The sequence below is a fragment of the Rhodococcus sp. NPDC056960 genome, assembly GCF_042674125.1.
GTDB lineage: Bacteria > Actinomycetota > Actinomycetes > Mycobacteriales > Mycobacteriaceae > Rhodococcus_F.
On the sequence record NZ_JBHURF010000014.1, the window covers coordinates 184,072 to 205,151 of the forward strand.

The 21,080-nt window shown below is 64.9% G+C and carries 13 protein-coding genes and 4 pseudogenes; 7 read left to right on the plus strand and 10 right to left on the minus strand.

Annotated elements, in window-relative coordinates; all coding sequences use genetic code 11:
- Nucleotides 1-50: 50 nt before the first annotated feature.
- Nucleotides 51-1,113 (plus strand): annotated as a pseudogene (locus ACFTWF_RS23235) (IS110 family transposase); the annotation flags it as partial.
- A gap of 471 nt (nt 1,114-1,584) precedes the next feature.
- Here ACFTWF_RS23235 and ACFTWF_RS23240 read toward each other — a convergent pair.
- The 4 genes and pseudogenes from ACFTWF_RS23240 to ACFTWF_RS23255 form a co-directional block, all read right to left on the minus strand.
- Nucleotides 1,585-2,727: a DUF3500 domain-containing protein gene (locus ACFTWF_RS23240; RefSeq protein ID WP_378463529.1), complete on the minus strand. Its 1,143-nt coding sequence runs from the start codon at nt 2,725-2,727 to the stop codon at nt 1,585-1,587.
- A gap of 117 nt (nt 2,728-2,844) precedes the next feature.
- Nucleotides 2,845-3,687: a fumarylacetoacetate hydrolase family protein gene (locus ACFTWF_RS23245; protein WP_378463530.1), complete on the minus strand. Its 843-nt coding sequence runs from the start codon at nt 3,685-3,687 to the stop codon at nt 2,845-2,847.
- 85 nt (nt 3,688-3,772) lie between these two features.
- Nucleotides 3,773-4,525: a TetR/AcrR family transcriptional regulator gene (locus ACFTWF_RS23250; RefSeq protein WP_378463531.1), complete on the minus strand. Its 753-nt coding sequence runs from the start codon at nt 4,523-4,525 to the stop codon at nt 3,773-3,775.
- A gap of 178 nt (nt 4,526-4,703) precedes the next feature.
- A pseudogene (locus ACFTWF_RS23255) lies at nt 4,704-5,632 on the minus strand (IS110 family transposase); the annotation flags it as partial.
- Nucleotides 5,633-5,753: 121 nt separating this feature from the next.
- Between ACFTWF_RS23255 and ACFTWF_RS23260 the strand changes: the two are divergent.
- From ACFTWF_RS23260 to ACFTWF_RS23275, 4 genes and pseudogenes are all read left to right on the plus strand, one after another.
- Nucleotides 5,754-6,290, plus strand: a pseudogene (locus ACFTWF_RS23260) (IS630 family transposase); the annotation flags it as partial.
- 369 nt (nt 6,291-6,659) lie between these two features.
- Nucleotides 6,660-7,007 carry a hypothetical protein gene (locus ACFTWF_RS23265; RefSeq protein WP_378463532.1) on the plus strand — a complete coding sequence of 116 codons (348 nt, stop codon included), beginning with the start codon at nt 6,660-6,662 and terminating at the stop codon, nt 7,005-7,007.
- 302 nt (nt 7,008-7,309) lie between these two features.
- Nucleotides 7,310-10,849: a protein kinase gene (locus ACFTWF_RS23270; protein ID WP_378463533.1), complete on the plus strand. Its 3,540-nt coding sequence runs from the start codon at nt 7,310-7,312 to the stop codon at nt 10,847-10,849.
- Between the two features lie 601 nt (nt 10,850-11,450).
- Nucleotides 11,451-11,870 carry a cytochrome P450 gene (locus tag ACFTWF_RS23275; RefSeq protein ID WP_378463534.1) on the plus strand — a complete coding sequence of 140 codons (420 nt, stop codon included), beginning with the start codon at nt 11,451-11,453 and terminating at the stop codon, nt 11,868-11,870.
- 395 nt (nt 11,871-12,265) lie between these two features.
- Here ACFTWF_RS23275 and ACFTWF_RS23280 read toward each other — a convergent pair whose 3' ends face one another.
- From ACFTWF_RS23280 to ACFTWF_RS23295, 4 genes are all read right to left on the minus strand, one after another.
- A complete protein-coding gene (locus tag ACFTWF_RS23280) occupies nt 12,266-12,760 on the minus strand; it encodes a hypothetical protein (RefSeq protein WP_378463535.1) in 495 nt (164 codons plus the stop codon).
- Between the two features lie 291 nt (nt 12,761-13,051).
- A complete protein-coding gene (locus ACFTWF_RS23285; protein WP_378463536.1) occupies nt 13,052-14,302 on the minus strand; it encodes an acyl-CoA dehydrogenase family protein in 1,251 nt (416 codons plus the stop codon).
- Nucleotides 14,303-14,439: 137 nt separating this feature from the next.
- A complete protein-coding gene (locus ACFTWF_RS23290) occupies nt 14,440-15,051 on the minus strand; it encodes a 3,4-dihydroxy-2-butanone-4-phosphate synthase (RefSeq protein ID WP_378463537.1) in 612 nt (203 codons plus the stop codon).
- A complete protein-coding gene (locus ACFTWF_RS23295) occupies nt 15,048-15,542 on the minus strand; it encodes a flavin reductase family protein (protein ID WP_378463538.1) in 495 nt (164 codons plus the stop codon). Before ACFTWF_RS23295 ends, ACFTWF_RS23290 begins: the two co-directional genes overlap by 4 nt.
- 644 nt (nt 15,543-16,186) lie before the next feature.
- Here ACFTWF_RS23295 and ACFTWF_RS23300 point away from each other — a divergent pair.
- Nucleotides 16,187-17,155 carry a helix-turn-helix domain-containing protein gene (locus ACFTWF_RS23300; RefSeq protein WP_378463539.1) on the plus strand — a complete coding sequence of 323 codons (969 nt, stop codon included), beginning with the start codon at nt 16,187-16,189 and terminating at the stop codon, nt 17,153-17,155.
- Nucleotides 17,156-17,486: 331 nt separating this feature from the next.
- On the opposite strand, the gene ACFTWF_RS23305 is transcribed toward ACFTWF_RS23300, so the two are convergent.
- Entirely contained in the window at nt 17,487-18,698 is a 1,212-nt protein-coding gene (locus ACFTWF_RS23305) for an acyl-CoA dehydrogenase family protein (protein WP_378463540.1), read from the minus strand.
- Between the two features lie 130 nt (nt 18,699-18,828).
- Between ACFTWF_RS23305 and ACFTWF_RS23310 the strand changes: the two genes are divergently transcribed.
- Nucleotides 18,829-19,299: a Tn3 family transposase gene (locus tag ACFTWF_RS23310; RefSeq protein ID WP_378463541.1), complete on the plus strand. Its 471-nt coding sequence runs from the start codon at nt 18,829-18,831 to the stop codon at nt 19,297-19,299.
- Nucleotides 19,300-19,999: 700 nt separating this feature from the next.
- Here the strand turns inward: ACFTWF_RS23310 and ACFTWF_RS23315 are convergent.
- Nucleotides 20,000-21,019 (minus strand): annotated as a pseudogene (locus tag ACFTWF_RS23315) (serine/threonine-protein kinase); the annotation flags it as partial.
- Nucleotides 21,020-21,080: the final 61 nt, after the last annotated feature.

A 21,080-nucleotide genomic window follows, 5' to 3' on the forward strand; every position in this document is an offset into this window, starting at 1 on the left:
TGTGATCGTGGGTTGCCGACAGGAAGCGGTCCTGGCCGGTAGGGCCACAGATGTGGGAGGCCCCAGCAATGAATCAGCGTACGAGTGTTGGGTTGGATGTGCACGCGCGGTCGGTGGTCGCGTGTGGACTCGATGGTGAGACTGGCGAGCTGTTCGAGCGGCGGTTGACGCCGGATCGCCAGGAGATTCTCGGGTGGATATGTACCTTGCCCAGAGCCGGTGTCGGTGACTTACGAGGCTGGGCCGACCGGGTTCGGGTTGGCGCGGTTCCTGCTTGGCGGCGGGGATCGAGTGTCTGGTCGCGGCGCCGTCGAAGCTGCAGCGCCCCGCCGGTGACCGAGTCAAGACCGATGCGCGAGACGCTCGGCATTTGGCTCGTCTGCTTCATCTCGGTCAGATCGTGGCGGTAACGATCCCCGATGTCGAGTAGGAGCGCGCGAGAGATCTGGTGCGAGGGGGGAGGACGTGCGCGGCGATCTGATGTCGGCTCGCCATCGTGTGTCGAAACTGCTTCTGCGACCAGGGAATCGTCTACTGCGAGGGCAAGGCGTGGACGAGGGTGCACGACACCTGGCTGCGGCGGCAGAGGTTCGAGGTGCCGGGATTGCAGCTCGCCTACGACACCATGATTGCGGCCGTGGATCGTCGCGACCGCCTGGATGCCGCGATCGCCGAGATGGCTACAAGTGCCTACACCCCGGTGGTGACCCGGCTCGGGTGTCCACGCTGACCGCGTTCGGGTTGGCCGTCGAGATCGGGGACTGGCAACGGCTGTCCGGCCGCTCGATCGGCGCCTACCTGGGGCTGGTGCCCACCGAATCGTCGTCGGGCGCGACGCGGTCACAGGGAGCGATCGCCAAGACCGGCAACGGGCACGCACGCCGGCTGCTGATCGAGGCCGCCTGGCAGCATCGTCGCCCGTATCGTCCCGGGGTGGCTCTGCGGCGGCGCTGGGACAAGGCCGACCCGGCGGCCCGGGACCGCAGTCTGCAAGGTAACCGGCGCCTGCACGCCCGGTGGAACGACTTCGAGCGGCGGCACAAGCGAGCGGCGGTTGCCAACACCGCGATCGCCCGGGAACTCGCCGGTTGGTGCTGGTCACCGGCCGTCCTCGGGCGACTGAGGCAGGCGGGCGCCACGAGCATTCCTCAGGGCCGTGATCCTGATCGTCACTCGCCGGACGGCAAGGTCGGTTCTCCTCGCTGCGCTGCGGGGACTCCACCTTGCCTCACTGACTCGTGACGATCCGACAGGCCCGGGACCGGAGGAATTCCCGAGGCGCCCGACAGATGTCCGGACGACCGTACGCGGTGGTGACGGCAGTGCCTGGGAGTGACCCGCGAGCGCCCTATGGGCAATCCTCAACTCCGCGTTGGGATCACGCTCGCCATTAGACCCGCGAACCACTCCAGCCGAACAGTCCGTCCTGCGGTAACCAACCCGCGTATATCAGAGTGACCGCGCACCGATACAGACACGCTCGCCACCACCTCCCCTCGGTCATGCGGTCAGAAGAAAGCGGCGTCCGCGACGACGGTCGTGGGCGCCGCTCCTCCCTGCCCTCTTGACAAAGTCGGTTCCATATCAGGGCGCTGCGTGAGCAGCCAGGTGAGCCCGTCCGTAGTCGTTGCCGTTCGGTGTTCTGACGATGTTGTGAATGTGGAAAGGTTCCGGATCGTCGTTGCCGATGAATATCCCCGAGTGCGAGTCCATCTCGATAAAGATTACCGGGCTCTGGACTTTGTAGTAGAACGGCTTCTCGATGTCGTGTTCGCCGGCCCACGCGAAGCTGGTCTCGCCGAGGTGTGCCTCCACGTCGGCCATCTTGAGTCGGGCGTGCGCCTCCGGCAGACGCCCGACATAGTGCGAGACCAGTGCCAGCAGTCGCTCGCGCTGCGATGGGTCGAGCTCGGTTGCGGCGATACCGTCGAGTGGAACCACAGCATTGTCACGGGCCACCGACCCCCGCATCCGACCCTCGGTCGGGTGTGCGAGCTCAGGCGGTAGGTCGTCCCACTGGACCGACTCGGACAGCGTTGCAGCGGCGCGCTGCTCCGGGGACAACGACGCCATCAGCTCGAGTGCCAACTCGAGCTCGGAGTCGAACGAGCGAATACCTGCATGTGTGCCCTCCTCGACGATTCGGGGCTCGGTTCCGAGGAACATCGGGCTGATCGTCAGCTGTCCGCCGAGAACAAAGATGTTGACGCAGCAATGATGTCCGTAGAGCTGAAAGCCCCATGGTTCGGTCGTCGACGGGGTTCCGAACAGGGTGAACCAGTACATCCATTCGCGAAGAGTGTCGTGGTAACCGCCCACCATCTCGCCAAGTGCCGCATTGGTCTTCATCATCTTGCGAATTTCTTCGAAGCCTCTGTCGGACATCGCCGCACGAAACACCTCCATCGCCGCTATTTGCTGATCGCTCGACAGATCGTCCAGTAAAATGCCGTGTGGCTGATGCGGTGCGAAGGCATTGATCCAGGCGCGCCATTCGTTCGCGTCGACGGGAAGAACTCCCTTGTCACGCTGGTCGGAATCGAGACCCGCGATGAACGCAGAAGCAGCGGACACCAACTCGGTGTTGGTGATGCCGGTGTCACGTATGGGGTACAGCCCGGGGCGCGGCGTGCCGTCCGAGGTCAATCCCACGAACGGTGCGGCGAGATTTTCGTTGTACTCACGAAAAACGTGCTGGAGGGGTGGGGGGAGTTCCGACGCGTCCACGATCCCACGCTTAATCGGAAAGATGCCGGGGGGTCGAAGAGCGTAGCCGTGGTAACACTTCTCGGACATGCATTGTTCCTTTGCTGAGGCTGGACTGATGTAGAAGTCGAATCGCGTTCACGCGTCGACGAAAGTCGTCTCGAGTCGTCCGAGACCCTCGATCTCGGTTACCAGAGTCTCACCGGATCGCAGGTAACGCTTGGGGTCTCGTCCGATTCCTACCCCGGACGGTGTGCCCGTGAAAATGAGATCGCCCGGGTAAAGAGTCACGTTCGAAGACAAGAATGCGACCAGCTGCGGCACGGTGAAAATGAGCTCGGACGTCCTGCTGTCCTGCAGGACTTCGTCGCCCGCACGGCCGGTGATAGCCAAGTCGTCAGGATGGGAAATCTCGTCCAGGGTCACCAAGGCGGGCCCGATGGGGGAGTAGCCCGGCAGCGACTTGCCGAGTGACCATTGAGCACCTGCGCCCCCGCGAGTTTGAATGTTTCTGTCGCTGATGTCCTGTCCCACAGTCAATCCCGCGATATGATCCCGTGCGTCGGCCTCGCTCACGTTTCGGGCTGTTCGGCCGATCACGACCACCAACTCGGCCTCGTAGTCGACTGTGTCGGAGGACAGTGTCACGGTCGTGACCGGACCGGTCAACGAACTCGCGAACTTGGTGAACACGACTGGGTACTCCGGCGTTGCCGTGCCCGTTTCGCGAGCATGGTCCGCATAGTTCAGTCCTATCGCGAAGATCTGCCGAGGTCGTGGAACGGGCGCACCGAGTTCGGCCGCGTCGACAGGGCGCGGAGCGGTCGGTGGCGCTGAACGAACTGCGTCGACGAATGCGTCCCATCGTTCGAGGCACGATGTTATGTCCGGCCCAAAGGCCCCCTCTGTCGCAGTGTGCACGTCGATTACTCCGCTGCCGACAAGAATGCCTGCGCGACCGTCGATGTTGACGAACCTCATCGTTCTCCCTCGTTGACGCGGGTGCGCGCCTGGGACACCCAGTTACTAAACACTTGGTAAGTGTGCTTGTAGGGGTGCGGGGATGTCAAGACTCCCCTGGGGCGAAGGATCCGGGCCAGGCTGGTCGGCCGCGACCTGCGAGGGCAAAGTCACGTGCGATTGGACTGACGTTCCGGGCAGGCAGTGGGTTGTGCCGTGGGCAGGCCACGTCGCCTGTGCCGCGGCACAGCACCCCGGCCACGACGAAATCAGCGATACTCCGAGCGGCCTCGTCGTGGTCCATCGGACCGTCCGGGTGGTACCAGATGTGCACGGCATTGACGGTTGTGAACATCGCGATCGACGCGAGATCCAGGTCGGCCAGCGTGCACACGACGCCCTCGTCCGCTGCCTCGGAGAGGAGTCGTCGCACGAAGGCCTGTGTCTTGTCTCGAAGTGCGACGACGTCTTGCCTGTTATCGGGACCGAGGTGATCGAGGTCGCGATACGCCACGGATGATTGGATGAAGTACTTCAAGTTGACTCTCGCGTGGCCTGCGAAATAATTCCACAGGCGTGTTCGTGCATCGCCTGCATTCGCCTCTGCGATCGCGAGATTCCCCAGGTTGATCTCGTGCATTTCGCGGATTATCTCGTAAAGAAGTTCTTCCTTGCTATTGAAGTAGTAGTACAGGGCCGCTCTCGTGACGTCGAGTTCCTCGGCGATGTCTCCCACTGTCGCACTGTCGTACCCCCGGCGATGAAAGACTCGTGCGGCCGCATCGATGTAGTCCTGCCGCCGCCCTCGGGTGGACGGCTTTCCGCTCCGAGACGATCGCTGGCCCGTTGTGGACGCCATCGCTTCTCCTCCGGGTCAGTCGCTGCGTCGTGCTCGTCGAAGAAAGTCGTACGGGGCGCGAGCTGCGAGGCTCGACGAACGTGCTTGACACTCATAGCGGCCGGGGTTCACGTTTACTTACCAATTGGTTAGTAAATCATACTGGCCTACAACGTCGGGGGTGTCCCTATAGTCTTCGTCAAGCTGCTGAGGGGAGTGGTTCCCGGTAAAGTTCCTTGACTTCAGCATGGCGTAGAGGACGTCGCAGCGGCGTCGGGCGAGGGAGATCAGGGCCGCGCCCAAGCTTCTTCTTCTCGGCACGCTTTTTGTCGTAGTAGGCGCGACCGGTGGGGTCGTGGAGGGCGGAAAACGCGGACAGGAACAGCGCTCGTTTGAGCTTTTTGTTGCCGGAGTGGGCGGGGTGCTCACCACGGATCGGTGAGCCCGATTTGCGGGTGAGAAGGTGCGATACCGGCGTAGGCCGCCAGGTGAGCGGCGGAGGGGAAGGCGGAGCCGTCGCCGACATCGATCAGGATCAGGGCTCCTGCTGAGGAAGTCGATGCCGGGCATCGATGTCTTCGGCCCGGGAGGAGGGCAGTTATCGAGGGCCCTCTCGACGTCCTCGGCGACCGCTTTCCGTTGCTGGAGAGTCCCTTTCAGGGTGTCGGCGAGTTTGGGGAGGATGGTCTCGGCGGCCTGGGTGCCGAGGACCAGCACGGTCTGCTCGCCCGCGGGGCGGCGACGATCTCGCCGACGAGTCGGGTGCCCATGCGGGGTGCGTGTTTGACCGCGATCGCGGTGAGTTTGCGCTTGCCTGCCTTGTTCGATTCCGGTCGGTCCACCGCAGCGGGAGAGGATCTCGAGGACCGCCGGATGGGGCGATGCGGGGTCCGAGGACCCGCTCGAGGGCGGGATGGATGGAGGTGAGGAGTCCGCGGATCCGGTTGCTGACTCGGGTGGCCTCACCGGCGAGGTCGTCGTCGAACCCGACGAGGACCACGGGGTTCGGTGAGGGCCTCGTCGCCGGTATAGACGCGGCGCAGGGTGTGCGGCATGGTGCGGGCGGCAAAAGGCAATGATGAACGCGTCTCGGGCATCGGTTTTGGCCTGTCCGGGGTATAGGTCGGCGCAGGTAGGCCAGAGCGACGAGGAAGGGACGCACCGTGGTCTCGGTAGGCAGTTCCCTGGCCGCGACGAAGGCCCTCACCTTCGACCAGCTCCACAAGCTCAGCGGTTCAACGCTAATTGCGCCGTGACTCGGACAAGAACGGTGCTGCCGATGATGCCCGGCATGCCGGAACGGCGCAGTCATGACTACGCCCGCAGCGGCGTCACCAGCCTGTTCGCGGCGTTCAACATCGCCGACGGCACGGTGATCTCCGAGCTTATTCGACGCCACCGGGCCGTGGAGTTCAAGAAGTTCCTCACCGCGATCGACAAGGCCGTCCCCGACGAGTTGGACGTGCATCTCGTCTGTGACAACCTGGCCACCCACAAGACGCCGGCAGTGGGCGACTGGTTGGCCAAGCATCCACGTTTTCACGTCCACTTCACCCCGACCGGGTCCTCCTGGATCAATCAGGTCGAGCGCTGGTTCGCATTCCTGACCGATCAGCTGCCCCTCCGTGGTGTACACAAAAGCGTTCCAGCACTGGAGAAAGACGTTCGCGACTGGATCAAGACCTGGAACGATGACCCGAAGCCGTTCGTCTGGCACAAGACCGCCGAGGAGATCCTCGACTCCCACGCCAAATATATCTCACGAATTTCTGACGCGGGACGATAGCGGCGCATCACTTCCCGAACATGTTCATCGTCGCTGGCCCCGGAAGCCCGTCCGTCTTCAGCAATATGGTGACCTCTATCGAACAACACGTCGAGTGGATAGCCGATGCAATCGTCTACCTGGATTCTCGCGGTAATGCGACGCTGGAGGCCACGGAGGTGGCCGAGGAACGGTGGGTCGCGCACGTCAACGACGCCGCGGCCTCGACGCTGTACCGCGATTCACGTGCCACCTGGTTCTACGGTGGGGAAAGCCCGTCGTATTCATGCCCTACGTCGGAGGTGTTGGGAACTATTGGAGTCGTATCGTCGCCGTCGCACAAGCGGACTATGAAGGCTTCGATCTTCGACAGGTCGCCGCAGTCACAGCTTGATTCGAACCCGCACCACCATCCCGGTAGCGGCGCGCACCTGCCGGTGCAGTCTTTCCCGACAGCTCCCACCTCCGCCACCGTGGCATCACGGCGGCCTGAGCCAGGACGGCAACCGGGCCATCGCACTCCGACGTACCGCCAGCCAACAACCCGCCCGTCAAGTTGAGGGCACCGTCGAGCTCGATACGGACTACTACGACCGCGGCATCCAAGCCCGCCACGCCGCCCACGGTCAACTCACGGATGCCACCAACATCCTCGACGGCATCGAAGACCAAGCCGACAAAATTCTCGCTGACCTGCTTCGCATCCTCGACGACATCCGTACCGAACCGCGAGACTGATCGCCACTTCACACCGACGGGTGCGGCTCCATCGCGTCTGCCGGACATGGTTCGCGGATACGAGGGCGTCAAACTCGGCAACGCCGACCCCAACCGTGCCCGTCTCGTCGAACTCGGATCGATCGGACCGAGTAGGCAGTCAGCGCGCTGCCACCGCGCTATCGTCAGACGCTTTGGGCGCAAGCGAGGGCGGCGGTATCTAGAATGGGGTAGTCGCATGCAAGGAGACCCCATGGGCAGGTGTTGGTCAGCCCGAACTGCGCGCATCGACGAAGCGGCCACGACGCGCTGAGGGGCCAGCCATGCCGGACGACGCCACCGAGCACACCCAACGCCAAGTCGACGCCGACATCCTCGCGGAATTAGCAGCCGAGGGGTTCGACGACGCGTGCATCGCCGGCCGCGGCGGCTTCGGCATCGTCTACCGATGCCGGCAACCCGCCCTCGACCGGTTGGTCGCCGTGAAAGTTCTGAGCCCGGATCCGGACCACATGGATCGCGCGCGCTTTCTGCGCGAGCAGCAGGCCATGGGCAGATTGTCCGGGCACCCGAACATCGTCCACGTCCTGCAAGCCGGGATCACCTACACCGGACGCCCCTACATCGTGATGCCGTTTCACCGCCGCGACTCCCTCGACTCCTGGATCATCCACCACGGAGCGTTGACGACCGCCGAGGCGCTGGCGATCGGTGTCAAGCTCGCCGGTGCCCTCGAAACCGCGCACCGCGGGGGAGTGCTGCATCGCGACATCAAACCGGCCAACATTCTGCTGACCGAGTACGGCGAACCGCAGTTGACCGACTTCGGTATCGCCCGGATCACCGGTGGTGAGGAGACCACCCGGGGTCTGGTGGCCGGATCTCCCGCCTACACCGCCCCGGAACTGCTCAGCGGGTCGGACGCGTCGACCGCCAGCGACGTCTACGGGCTCGGTGCCACACTGTTCACCGCGCTGGCGGGCCGCCCGGCGTATGCCCGGCGCCGGGGGGAACAGGTCTTCGCGCAGCTGCTGCGTATCGGCTCGGACCCGCTGCCCGATCTTCGGGATCAGGGTGTCCCCGACGCGGTCTGCACGGTGATCGAGTCGGCGATGGCCCGGGACCCCGCGGACCGGCCCACCACCGCTGCGGAGCTGGGCGGGGCACTGAGGCGGGCGGGGGAACAGATCGGTCTCGCTCTGGCGAATATTCCGCTTCCGATCGTCGGTGACGAGGACCGTCCCTTCCGGCCCACCGGCGAGATGCAGGTCGGTGGGTCGGATTACCTTCGATACCGAACCGGCAGCGGTCCCCGGCGGGAGTCGGCGCCGCCGCCGAGCGCGTCGACCAAGTTCCGTCCGCCGGTCACGCCGGGTGCGGCGGTGGCACGCACGCACCTGCTCGACCGCCTGCGCCGCAGCGGTCGTCCTCGCCTGGTGCTCATTCACGCGCCCGCCGGGTTCGGTAAGAGCACCCTGGCTGCCCAACGCCTGGAGGTACTGCGGGGGGAGGGGGTGGCGACGGCCTGGTTGACGATCGACAACGACGACAACACCCTCATCTGGTTCCTTACCCATCTGATCGAGTCCATTGCCGTCGCACAACCGGGTCTTGGCCGGGAATTGGTGCGCGAACTCGAGGTCCACGGCGTCGGCCGCGAGCGGTATGTGCTCACCTCGTTGATCGACAAGCTCCACTCCACCGACCAACATGTCGCCCTCGTGATCGACGACTGGCACCGGGTGAGCAACGACGACACGCGGGCCGCGCTGGCGTTCCTGCTCGAACACGGTTGTCACCACCTGCACCTGATCGTCACCAGCCGCACCCGGCTCGGCCTTCCCCTCAGTCGGATGAGTGTGCACAACGAACTCATCGAAATAGACTCCGCAGCACTGCGGTTCGATGTTCGGGAGTCGACACAGCTGCTGGTCGACCGCTCCGGACTCGTGCTGGGCGAACCCGATATCGTCGAACTCGAACAGTCGACGGACGGGTGGGCGGCGGCACTGCAACTGGTCTCGTTGGCACTGCGCGATCACCCGCACCCCCGCGAGCTGATCGATCATCTGTCCGGAGGAAACCGGGCCATCGGCGAGTACCTCGCCGAGAACGTCCTCGGTAGTCTCGATCGACGCACACTCGACTTCGTGCTCACCACCTCGATCACGGAGAAGACGTGTGGCAGCCTGGCGCGCGCACTGACCGGCGGCCAGGAAGGGCAAGCGGCACTCGAGGACGTCGAGGCACGTGATCTGTTCCTGCGTCGCCTCGACGAGGAGGGGGAGTGGTTCCGTTATCACCACCTGTTCGCCGAGTTCCTCCAGCGCCGCCTCGCGCGCGAGGACCCCGATCGCGTGGTCGAGCTCCATCGGAAAGCAGGGGGGTGGTTCGCGGGCCGGGGTCTTCGCAGCCAGGCGGTCGACCACTATCTCCGCGCAGGTGACGGGCACGACGCCGCCGCACTCGTCGAGAGTGCTGCGGTGGAGCTGCTCGAGCAGTCGCAGATGGGAACGCTGCTCGGTCTCGCCGCGAAACTGCCGGCGCAAAGCACCACCGATCGCCCCCGGCTGCAGATCGCACTCGCGTGGGCGCACGCATTGCTGCATCATCCCCGTGACGCCGAGCAATGTCTGTCCGTCGCGGAGGCAGCACTGGCCGGCGGGGGCGAGGACAGCGCGGCAGCGGATATGCGCGTCGAGGCCGCCTTCATCCACGCCACGATCACCGTCTTCGACGACGAGATCGACGGAATCGACGAGGCCGTCGAGGGATGCCTGGCGCGGGCGAGCACACTGCGCCCCTGGGTCTTGTCCGGAGCGGCAGATGCCGCGTCGTTCCGCGCCATCTACCGCTTCGACTTCGACGACGCTCGGCGCTGGCAGAAGTGGGCGCTGCCCTTCCACCGGCGCTCCACCGGCCCCTTCAGTGTCATGTATGGATACTGCATGGCCGGGATCGCCGCACGAGAACAGCTCGATCTGCCGGCCGCGGAGGCGAGTTTCCGGCACGCCATGGAGGTGGCGGCCGAAGCGGAAGAGGGTGTCGGCTACGGCACCCGGCTGACCGCCGCCCTGCTCGGTGACCTGCTCTACGACCAGGGACACCTCACCGAGGCCGACCATCTCCTCGACCGCAGTCACACCTTGGGCGCCGAGGGCGGCACCGTCGACTTCATGCTCGCCACCTACGGAACGGGAGCACGACTGAAACGCGTACTCGGGCAGCACGACGCGGCGACGGCGCGCCTGGACGAGGGTGCCCGGCTGGCGCACCAACTGCGGCTGCCCCGGTTGGCAGCGCGGATCGCCAACGAACGAATCCGGACCGGGACCGGACACGCGCCCTCCAATTTCCCGGTCATGGACGCCACGGGCGCGACGCTCCTCGCTGGCGGGAAGAAGATCGACGGCCTCGGCGACGGCGCCGGTGAGAACCGGCAGCAACTCGACCGGGACAACGGAATCGCGGTCATCACCACGGAAATGGTGGAGGACTCGGTGATTCGTGAGGCACTGGCGGCACAGAACGAAGCGCAGGACTTCGCGATGGTCTACGACAGGGCGCACGCGCTGGTCAAGTCGATCGATCGACGGGTCCGTCCGCGAGCCTTCCTCAACGCCGCCCTGCTCGAGGTGGAAGTCTTGGCCGCCGCAGGACGAGACGACGCCGCGCTGACGGAACTGATTCCGCTCGTCGAGCAGTGCGCTCGTCTCGGGCTTGTACGGCCGGTTCTCGATACCGGATTCGCGGTGAGCCGGTTGGCACGAAGTCTCCGCACGCACCTACACAGACACGCCGACGCTACCGCGTCCACCGTCCTGGACGAGTATCTCGCCGACCTGGAGAAACAACCGACCTGACCAAGACATCCAGGTGTCCTCTTCCAAATGATCCGAGGCAGCGCCATCCCGTCCGAGGCACGTGCAAAGGTTCTGCCACCAAGACAAGGCATGCCATGGCTTGAACTGGGCATTTGTTGGACTTCGCTCCTCGTCCGGCGGGCGGCTACCTCAAAATGGCAGAAAATCAACGTGTCGCGCCGAAGGGGGCAGCGCCGTGCCGCTTGTCTACGAACGAGGCGGAGCAGACGCTCGCGAAGTATGACCGACCGGATCGCCGCGAGGTCGACGGCGTTCGGCCGGCCCTGCAGGGGCCCGCCACACGCTCGTGGGTCGGCCGGCAAACGCGTGCACCGCCATCACGTCCCCCGTGGCGGCCTCGGCGAGCGCGGCGACCGGCGACGACGTGGCCGGCACCTCGGCGTCAGTCACGCGATCGTGGCGAACTCACCGAGGACCAAGCCCCGAACCTCGTTCGGTCCCTCGTCGGCGCCGGCATCGACACCACAGCTCGCCAACACCCTCTACCTCTTGATCACGAACCAGGGCCAGTGGGCGCTGCTGCGCGAACAGCCGAATCTGGGCAAGGTCGCCTTCGACGAGTCGCTGTGGCACGTCCACCGTGCGTCATATCTTCCGTACCCCGATGCTGGACACCGATATCGCAGGCATCCCGGTGTCGGAGGGCCAGAAGATCATGTTCGTTCTCGGCGCGGCGAACCAGGACCCCGAACGCTGGGGTGAGAACGCGAGCGCGTACGACATCACCCGCGACGCCGGCGGGCACGTCGCACTGGGACGTGGAATCCACCCGTGTGTGGGAGCACCGCTGGCGCGGCTCGAAACGGATGTTCTCCTGTCCACCTTCGCGCGGAGGGGCAAGGCTCGACCTGCTTTCGCCGCCGAAGCCTTACAGCTTCGAAGTCCACGAAGCGGTCCCAGACCTTCCTTCCTTCGAGCTGTCGACGACACAGTGTTCGAGCTCGGGCGGACAGGGATCCGTGAGCCGGTATACCGGCTCACGGATCCTCGCGTCGGCTGACCCACCGCACCATGGGCGACTTGGGGGGTCTGCGAAGAGGTCCCGCTGCGGCTACCGTCGACGAGATGAGCGGCTGGACCGCGCAGGTTTGGTGGTGGCCGGATTTACCACCATCGAGAGCTGTTCTCGGATCGCGGGCGCGAATGCTCGTAGGGCCCGGAGCCCGAGGATGCGCTCGACTTCTCTGGAGAACTGGGGAACGCTCATTCCGAAGTTGACCCAGATCTCGTCGGCGGGAGTACCTCCGTACGGGGCCCACCGCTGGGCTGCCTCGAGTATCCCGCGATCTTCATGGGTCAGATCGAGCGCATCGAGACAAATGGGGTGTCCACCCTTGATGCCGCGTATCGGTGTGCGGCGTTCACGTCGTTGCGGGGTGGTGTTGACCGCGGGTGTCATCGTGCGGCACGGGGACGAAGCGCAAGTGCAGCGTGGGTGATCACCAGCAGTAGACCGATGATCATCAGGTAGCCGCCCACGCGGATGTTGGGCACATTGCTGAAGAACGCGCTCCACGACAGGGGTCCCTTGACCGCGAACACGGTGATGACAAGGGTGAACACGGCGACGGCGAGTTCAATTAGGGTGGTGACGCGGGTCCGGATGAGGGTCGCGGCGACAGCAGAGATCGCGGTGAGCACCACCAAAGCCCAACCCAGCCAGGCGAAGTACTCGCGCTGCACACCTGACGTGCTTTCCGCGGTCGCGGTCTGCAGGTCGCTGAAGTTCGAGTGCATCTCCGGTAGTGGGATTGCCGGATTGGCGGGGCTGTACACCCAGGTGGGGCCGAGGAGGCTGACGATGAGGAAGAGTACTGCGACGGCGGCGAGCGCCCAGGGGACGATGCGGTCCAGGCGGGTGGTGGTGTGTTCTTCGACGGGTGTGGTCATGACTTCTCCTCGGGTTGATGGAAAGGTGGGCTCTTTTACGTGTGGGGGCGGGTGTAGTTCGCCCGGGTCGTGACTGGTTGATGCCCTCGGTGCGTGTTCGCCCCTCAGGCAACGCGCATGGCCTCGCCCGGATCCGTTCGCTGGGCCCGGCCTGGTAATGGTCATGCGCGATGGACCAGTCCGGATGGGTAGTGGCCGAATGTGGTTCTTAGGGGCATGGTTGGTTGGTTGGTGGTAGGGGCGACATGTGGGGTGACCTTTCTTCTCGCTCGGTCAGAGTCGGGTGGGTGATCAGATGAGGGTGGGATCGGGTTCGAGGTCGAGGAGGTGTCGGCCGAGGATTTGCATGGCGGAGTCGGTGTTGAAGTGGGTGTGTCCGCCGACGGAGTGGAGGTCGCGCCAGAATCGTTGGAGAACATCCTTTTCGTAGTAAATGCTGGCGCCGGCGCCTTCTATGATGTGTTCGGCGATGCGGACGGCTTCGTGGCCGACGTAGGCGTCGTCTACGCGCCACCACATGGCGAGGTCGGGGTCGATGGTGCGGTTGTCGCGGACGTGGTCGGCGACGTCTTGCCAGCGTTTTTCGATCAGGGCGACCATGGCGCGGGTGCGCATGGCGGCTTCGGCGAGGCGGACCTGGGACAGGGCCGAGTTTTTGAGGGGGACACCGGAGAGTGCTGCTTTGCGGGTGGCGAGTTGGGTGCGGAACAGTTCGACGGCGGCTTCGGCGCCGCCGACGGCGACGGGGGCGAAGATGATGGGGAAGATGACCAGGAACGGCAGGGTGTAGAGGGGGTTGTCGTAGAGGGGGCCGTCGGTGGGCTCGACGGCCAGGCCGGGGCCGCCGAGTCGGTAGTCGGGGATGAAGATGTTGTCGACGGTGAAGTCGTGGCTGCCGCTGCCGCGCATGCCCGATACGCGCCAGGTGTCGTCGATGGTGAAGTCTGATTTGGGGATCAGGGCCCAGTAGGGTGCGTGTTCGCCGGAGTCGGCGACGGGGACCTTGATCAGGGCCATCACCCAGTCTGCGGCGGTGATACCGCTGGCAAAGCGCCAGCGGCCGCTGAGGGTGTAGCCGCCGTCGGTGGGTTGTGCGATGCCGTCGTCGAACAGTGCGGTTGCTGAGGACACGATGGCATCAGGGCCCAGTTCGCCCCAGATCTCATCCTGGACGCGTTTGTCGAACTTGGTGATGACGAAGCTGTGAGCGCTGGCCAGGCCAGCGACCCAGCCGGCGCTCATGTCGGCGGTCGACAGCAGCCGCAACGCTTGCAGCCAGTCATAGACGTCGTGCTCGAGTCCGCCGTAAACCTTGGGGACCAGGGCGCGAACCAGGCCGAGTTCTTTGATCAACTCGATGGTTTCGGGGGTTTGTTGCCGGGCGTTCTCGGTAGCGCGGGCACGGGCGCGCACGTCATCGAGGTGCGGACGAACCGCGTCGGTCAACGACACGACATCCACACGCTCAGCTGATTGGATGCTCATGGGGTTCTCTCTTTTCTGCAGGTGCTGGATGGTTGTTAAAATTGACTCGGGTTGCATCGGCCCGACTCCGACTGTGGGTGTCAGAAGCCGAGGTCGCCCTTCTGTGCGTTGGAGTTCGAGGGCTCGGAAGCTGCCGGTGTAGAAGACGAGTGGGCGTCCGTCGTCGTACCAGAGTGCGAGCATGTCGACGGACGTCATCCGAACGGTAGGCGCAGAACCGGTAGTGCGTGTGTCGCTGCGAACTGCTGGGCCTCGTCGGCTTCCATCATGCCGGTGGGGTTGCGGAGCCCGACCAGCTCGGTGACGACGGCTGCGGCGCCGAGGCCGGACAGTGATGCCGTCTGCATGGCGATGCCGCTTACCGTCGTGAACTCAGACGTCCCGTCGACCGCGGTGACCATCATGTGGCCGGGCCGTACGAGATCGGCTGCCACAGACGTGCTGTCGGCGAGAATGCGAGCGGTGAGCGACCTGTCCACGGCCGAGATCCCGGTGGTGATCCCCGCCGCGGCATCGACGGCCACGCACATCCGTTCCTTCGCCGAGAACGATGCGTCCATGGACGGGATCATGAGCTCTTCGGCGCGAGAGTACGGCAGTACCGTGCGAAGAAGGCCCGATCCGTGCCGGATGGCGAATGCCGTGGTTGCGGTGCTCGCCAACAACGCAGCGTAGAAGAGGGACGACTGGCCGCCGAAGACCACCACGACACTTCCACCTGCAGCCAGGGTCCGTCGCACGGACGAGTCGACGCTGATCCGGCTGTGCCTACTCGAGGTGTCGGCCTCGGGTAGCAGGGGGCTCATCCGAGCCTCCGGAATGCCGACCCGTGGAACACCAGCGGCTCTGAAGCGCGGTCGGCGTCGTGATCGTGGACTCGCAGGATGATCACCTCGTGATCGCCGGCATCGTGCTCGTCGAAGACCGAGCACTGCATCCAGGCAGCTGCGCCTTCGAACAGGACGGCACCGGATTTGATGCGCACTAGTTCCACACCCTCGAACCGACCGGCACGATTCCTCGACGACAGCTGGCGGCACAGGACATCCTGGTCGCTGCTGAGGACGGAGACGCCGAGTCGCGGCGCCGACCTCAGCAATGGCCATGTCTGGGAGGATCGTTGCACGGCGAGCAGCACCAGGGGCGGCTCGAATGACACCCCGACGGTGAACGACGACGAGATCAACACTTGAGGAGTCCCGTCGACCTCCGCACACAGCGCAGCTACGCCGGAAGGGTAGTGCCCGAACGTGCTCTTGAGAGTCACCGTTCCGGGAGTCGACTGTTCGAGTGACATGGCTGTGGCTCTTTCCTGCGTCGGTCTCGACGCATATCGCGATGGTCAGATGAGGGTGGGTCGGGTTCGAGGTCGAGGAGGTGTCGGCCGAGAACTTGCATGGCGGAGGCGGTGTGAAAGTGGGTGTGCTCGCTGACAGGGTGTAGGTCGCGCCAGAGCGTTGGAGGAGGTCTCTTTGCCACTGGGTTGGTTTGTCGCCCCTTGTTTGTCTTGTGATCTGGAACACTATCGGCGGGGGTGTGAGTGGGCCATGACCGATGGCGCACGAATGGCTGACTCTCGCTGCACACCGGCGCGACGTGCATCGATGTGAGACAACCATCCGTCTGCCCGAACGCCGCCGGATATTTTCTGTGCATGCGTGCGATGACCGGCGGTGGCAGTGTGCGAATCCCTGAACGACCCCGCTCGGGGTCGCGGAACGGGGCGCGTGCGTCCCGTGCGTCCTCCACGGAACATGTGCGGGGGCAGGAATACGCCGACCAGCGTGCCACTTTCCACGCGGTTCACATTCGTGGGTTGGTGTCCGTCAGTTGACGGACCTGTAATCTGGGTCACTGAAGGGGTAAGGGTGGAGTAAGGGCATGACAGATGACGCACGTGATGGTGACTCCGGCTCTGAACGCTCGACGATTGCCGAGCATGTGAGCACAGACGAGTACACGGCGAGCGAGAGCCGGTTGGAGTACGTCAACGCCCTCGCCTCAAACTACTGCGAACTGGGCGTCGACTGGCCTCGTGCCAAAGAGGGGTTCGCTGCCGATCTCTCCTCGCGGACCATCGGCGATCTGTCCGTCAGCACGCTGCGCGCTGATCCCCACAAGGTGTCCCGCACGCCGACGATGGTGGCAGCAGATCCCACCGATGACTACATGCTCGCCCTCATCACCCGGGGTGCGACGACGGTGTATCACAACGAGCACCGCTCGCAACTCGGGCCCGGGTCGTTCGTCCTGTTCGATACGACGACTCCGTGGGTCGTCGACGCCCCTACCGAGTTCGAGCAGATCGTGGTTCGTACACCGCGTGCGCTGCTCGATTCTCACATGCCGATTCTCGTGATGAATGATTTTGTTGGCCAATCGATCTCGTCCCAAACCGCGATCGGCAGACTCGCGACCCGGTTGCTGTCCGACATCGCCTACATTGATGAATCGTTGTCGGAGTCGGCCTCGGCCTCCATCTCTTCGGCGGTGATGGACCTCCTTGTCACTGCGGTCAGCGAGTCCACCACGCCGCTGCGAGGTATCGCCCGGGTGCATGCCGAGGACCTGCAGACCGTTCAGCGAATCATGCAGCAGCACCTGCACGATCCCGACCTTTCGATTACGCAGACCGCAGCCGAGGCTCAGATGTCGGTACGACACGTCCACAAGCTGTTCAGCGCAGCTAATACGACGCCACTGCGCTGGCTGTATCAGCAGCGTCTGGGGCGTGCGCGCAAACTACTCCTGCGGACTCCGCTGACCGTCACCGAGATCAGCCACCAGGTAGGGTTTCGCGACGTTGCACATTTCAGCCGCACATTTCGCAACCAGTTCGGTGCGAGTCCGGCGCAGTACCGTGCCGCCGCACGCGGGCAACCGACCCCAGTCGGGTCGGAGAACGACTGACCGCTCGAACGGCAGCGACACGACATCTGCGAGCTGCCGCCCGTCAAATCGGCCCGGCGATGAGATCGCCTGTCCGCGTTATTCCTTCGTAAGCCAGTCAGCGGATCGCCGACAATCGGCGGGGTCCACAGGGCCCATTGTGGCCGACGACGGCCCGGTAGCGCACATCGACGCCGCCCGCCGTCCGGCCCGGTGTAGCGGGCCGAGCAGCGGGCGGACGACGTTCAACCGATCGCTTCTTGTCGCCGCCGGGTTGTCCGCTCGGGCGAGGAGCCGCGACGCGACCCTGTTGTTCAGGTGTCGTGGTTCGGCGTGGTTGTGGGCGTGTGGTTTAGACGAATTGGGTGGTGTTGGGCTGGAGTTCGCAGAGTTCGCGTGCGTAGACCTCGTAGAGGGGTCGGGTGTTGAGGAAGGCGTGGCGGGTGCCGACGTTAATGTCGCGCCAGTACTGCTGGAGGCGGCTTGCGGATGCGAAGGCGCCGCCGCCGGCGATGGACATGAGGATGTCGGCGGCTTTACGGAGGTTTTCGGCGGCGTGGGCGGCGTCGGCTCGGCAGCGGGCGCGTGTGACGCGGTCGAGGGGGTGTTCGGTGGTGGTTTCGTCGAGTTCACCGGCGCCTCGGCGGACGTGTAGGGCGGCGGTGTCGATCATCATGGCGGATTCGCCGAGTGCGGCGACGAGGACTGCGGAGTCGGCTTGGGTGGCGAAGTCGAAGTAGGAGGGGCCGCGCTTGTGGATGTCGTTGGCGATCATGGCGTGGAGTTCGCGGGCTGCGCCCAGGGGCGGTCCCATGAGTCCGATGCTGAAGAAGGGTGCGAACGGGATGCGGTCGACGGGCTCGTCGCCGGGGTGGAACTCGGCTTCGCGGGCGAGGCGTTCGGGCACGCTGACCACGAACTGTGCGGGGACGAAGACGTCTTCTGCGACAACGGTGTTGGAGCCAGTTCCGCGCATGCCGACGACATGCCAGGTGTCTTTGATGGTCAGGTTCTCCATCGGCATGAAAATCTGGCCGAAGTCGATCGGGTTGCCCAGTTCGTCGACGATGGTGGCGCCGCCCATAAACCAGGAAGAGTGCAGGGAGCCGCTGGCAAAGCCCCAGGATCCGGAGACGCGGTAGCCGCCGTCGACCTTGGTCGCGGTGCCGTGGGGTGCGGTGACGCCGCAGACCAATGCGTCGGGTGCGCTGTCGTAGATGGCTTGGGCGCCTTCGGGGGAGAGGTAGGCCCCGACGAAGGCGGTGATGTCGCCGACGAGGGTGTAGACCCAGGCGGTGGATGCGCAGCCGCGGGCGAGTTCTGCGGCGAGGGCGATCTGGCCGATGGCGCCGCCGCCGTATCCGCCGAAGCGCGTGGGGACCATGTACTTGAAGAAGCCGGCCTCGATCATCTCGGCGATGGTCTCGTCGGGGACTCGGCGTTCGTTCTCGGTTTGGGCGGCGCGTTGCATCAGGCGCGGCTTCATCTCTTGCGCGGCGGCCAGGAGTCGGTCGAACTGGTCGTCGGTGGCGGTTGAGGAGCCGTTGAGGACGGAGCTGGTCATGGGGGTGCCTCTCGTTGTGGCGGGGGATTTCGAGGTATTCGTCTGGGTGCAACTGGGTGTTGGTTTGTCGGCCCTTGTTTGTCTTGTGATCTGGGACACTATCGATGGGCGCGAGAGTGGGCCATGACTGATGGCGCACAAATGGCTGACTCTCGCTGCACTTCTCCGGCGGAGGGCCGGCCGGCGCGATCAGCCGACTCATTCCTCGATTGTGCCGGGCTCAGAAGATGGTGTTCCTGGCCCGCTACCTGCGCTCGCGCGGGTTGCAACGCGAGGTCAACGACGGCCTGAACGTGATCGAGTCTGGAATCGTGCCAACTCGATCATCTTCTACGGCAAGAACGCCGAGCTGGCCTCCAACCGTCGCGACGAGCAGGAGATGAGCGTGCTCTGCCTGCGGATCTGCCAGGCCGCCATGGTCTATGTCAACGTCCTGATGATTCAGGACGTCCTGGCCGACCCGGACTGGGTCGGCGTACTCACCGCCGAGGACGAGCGGGGCCTGACCCCGCTCTTCTGGTCGCACGTGCTGCCCTACGGCGAGGTCAAACTCAACATGAACACCCGACTCGCGTTGAGTGAGATTCCGCCGTCCGGTTGAGGATCGATGACCGGCACTCGATCGTTGATGGAGATGCATCCAGGGAGCTGGTGTGGCACCAACCTCGCTCGGTTTGTACCTGGTGGCACGATCCTTACCGGCACCCCAGGTACCGCGGCCGGGTCGAAGGAACAGAGGATGCACCCTCCGAACTCCGACTGCTGGAAACGCAAGGTCCATCCGCCCAATTGTCGATACTCGCGAGAATAAGCCGGGCCGGGCGGGTGTCGCGGACTTGTTCAATCGGTGTTTACACGCGTGCCGAGGGATGCTCACACCCACTCAGGCCGACACCCTTCGCTGGGCCCCCGCCAGGTGCTCATAAACCCCCGAACCGAAATTTTGCTAGATAATCGTCAATATGTAGCAAAATGAGGGGCGTGCGGAGCGCGTCCCACCGCCACCGAGAGGAGCTCGACTCGTGACGACTCCCCTCGCCGTCGCCTTCGAATCGTTCATGACCTGGCGTCGGGGCGGCACCCTGTCCGCGCACACCGCCGAGGCCTACCGGCACGACTTCACCGGGATCGCCGTGGCGCTCGCGGCCGACACCGGGAACCCGGTCGAAGAGTTGACCGTGGCCGTGCTCGACAAGACGCATCTGCGCCACGCGTTCGGCCGGTTCGCCGAGACCCGGGCGCCGGCGACCGTGCGCCGGTGCTGGTCGACGTGGAACACCCTGTGCAGCTTCCGCCGTAGGCGGACGGAACTTCGTCATCGGTACCGGCGGGGTCGGCGAAGGGCGCACCGAGTAGGCCCGGCGATGCGGCGATGCGGCGTCCGCCTGAGTGGCGTCCACATCCCGTTCCGGGGGCTCGGCGGCCCGTGGCGCGGGCATCTGCATGTCGTCAACGACGAGACCGTGCCGGCTCTCGATCTCGCGCAACTGGTCGCCGAATGCGGCGGCGTCGGCGGGACGGACCTCCACCTCGCGGGTCATTGCACGTTCGACCGCTGCGCAGACGTCGTCCGGGATACCCGAGCCACGAAGGTCGGGGATCGGCGCCGACGAGATACGCAGGAACTGGGCAACCACCTGCTCGCCGCTGTGCCGTTCGAACGCGGCGTGGCCGGTGAGTGCGCAGAACAGCGTCGATCCGAGGCTGTAGACGTCGGAGGCGGCGGTCGGGGGCCTGCCCTCCAGGACCTCGGGTGCGGTGAAGGCTGGCGAGCCCGTGATCGACCCCGCCGTGGTCTCGAATCCGCCCGGGATCCGCGCGATGCCGAAGTCGGTAAGTTGAGGCTCGTCGTAGTCGGTGAGCAGGATGTTCGCCGGTTTGACATCACGGTGCAGGGTGCCGCCGCGGTGAGCGGTCTCGAGAGCTCCCGCGACCTTGACGCCGAGCCGCAAAACCTGCGCCCACTCCAGTGGGCCGCCCCGGCGGATCCGTGTCTCCAGGGATCCGTGCGAGTGATACGGCATCACCAGGAAGGGGCGGCCCCTACCTGTGACGCCCACCTGATAGAGGTCCACGATGTTCGGGTGCCCGGACATGCGGCCCATCGCCCGTTGTTCCCGCACGAAGCGGGCCAGGTTCTCGGGATCGAGATTCGACGTCAGGACTTTGACGGCCACTGTGCGGTCGAGATCGCTCTGTAGGCAGCGATAAACGACCCCGAAACCCCCACGTCCGATCTCCACGGCCTCGTCGAGCCCGGCCGCGGCCAACTCGACCACGACGTCCGGCTCGCGCTGCGTGGCCCACGGGTCGTCCGCCATAGGCCTGCACCACCTCTGACATGCCCCATTCAGATTAGTCCGGAAGCGGTTGACGATATCT

Excerpts from the sequence above, each read along its gene's own strand:
- ACFTWF_RS23245 (WP_378463530.1), bottom strand. The coding sequence starts at position 3,687 with ATGAGGTTCGTCAACATCGACGGTCGCGCAGGCATTCTTGTCGGCAGC.
- ACFTWF_RS23250 (WP_378463531.1), bottom strand. The coding sequence starts at position 4,525 with ATGGCGTCCACAACGGGCCAGCGATCGTCTCGGAGCGGAAAGCCGTCC.
- ACFTWF_RS23270 (WP_378463533.1), top strand. The coding sequence starts at position 7,310 with ATGCCGGACGACGCCACCGAGCACACCCAACGCCAAGTCGACGCCGAC.
- ACFTWF_RS23280 (WP_378463535.1), bottom strand. The coding sequence starts at position 12,760 with ATGACCACACCCGTCGAAGAACACACCACCACCCGCCTGGACCGCATC.
- ACFTWF_RS23285 (WP_378463536.1), bottom strand. The coding sequence starts at position 14,302 with ATGCAACCCGAGTCAATTTTAACAACCATCCAGCACCTGCAGAAAAGA.
- ACFTWF_RS23290 (WP_378463537.1), bottom strand. The coding sequence starts at position 15,051 with ATGAGCCCCCTGCTACCCGAGGCCGACACCTCGAGTAGGCACAGCCGG.
- ACFTWF_RS23295 (WP_378463538.1), bottom strand. The coding sequence starts at position 15,542 with ATGTCACTCGAACAGTCGACTCCCGGAACGGTGACTCTCAAGAGCACG.
- ACFTWF_RS23305 (WP_378463540.1), bottom strand. The coding sequence starts at position 18,698 with ATGACCAGCTCCGTCCTCAACGGCTCCTCAACCGCCACCGACGACCAG.
- ACFTWF_RS23310 (WP_378463541.1), top strand. The coding sequence starts at position 18,829 with ATGGCGCACAAATGGCTGACTCTCGCTGCACTTCTCCGGCGGAGGGCC.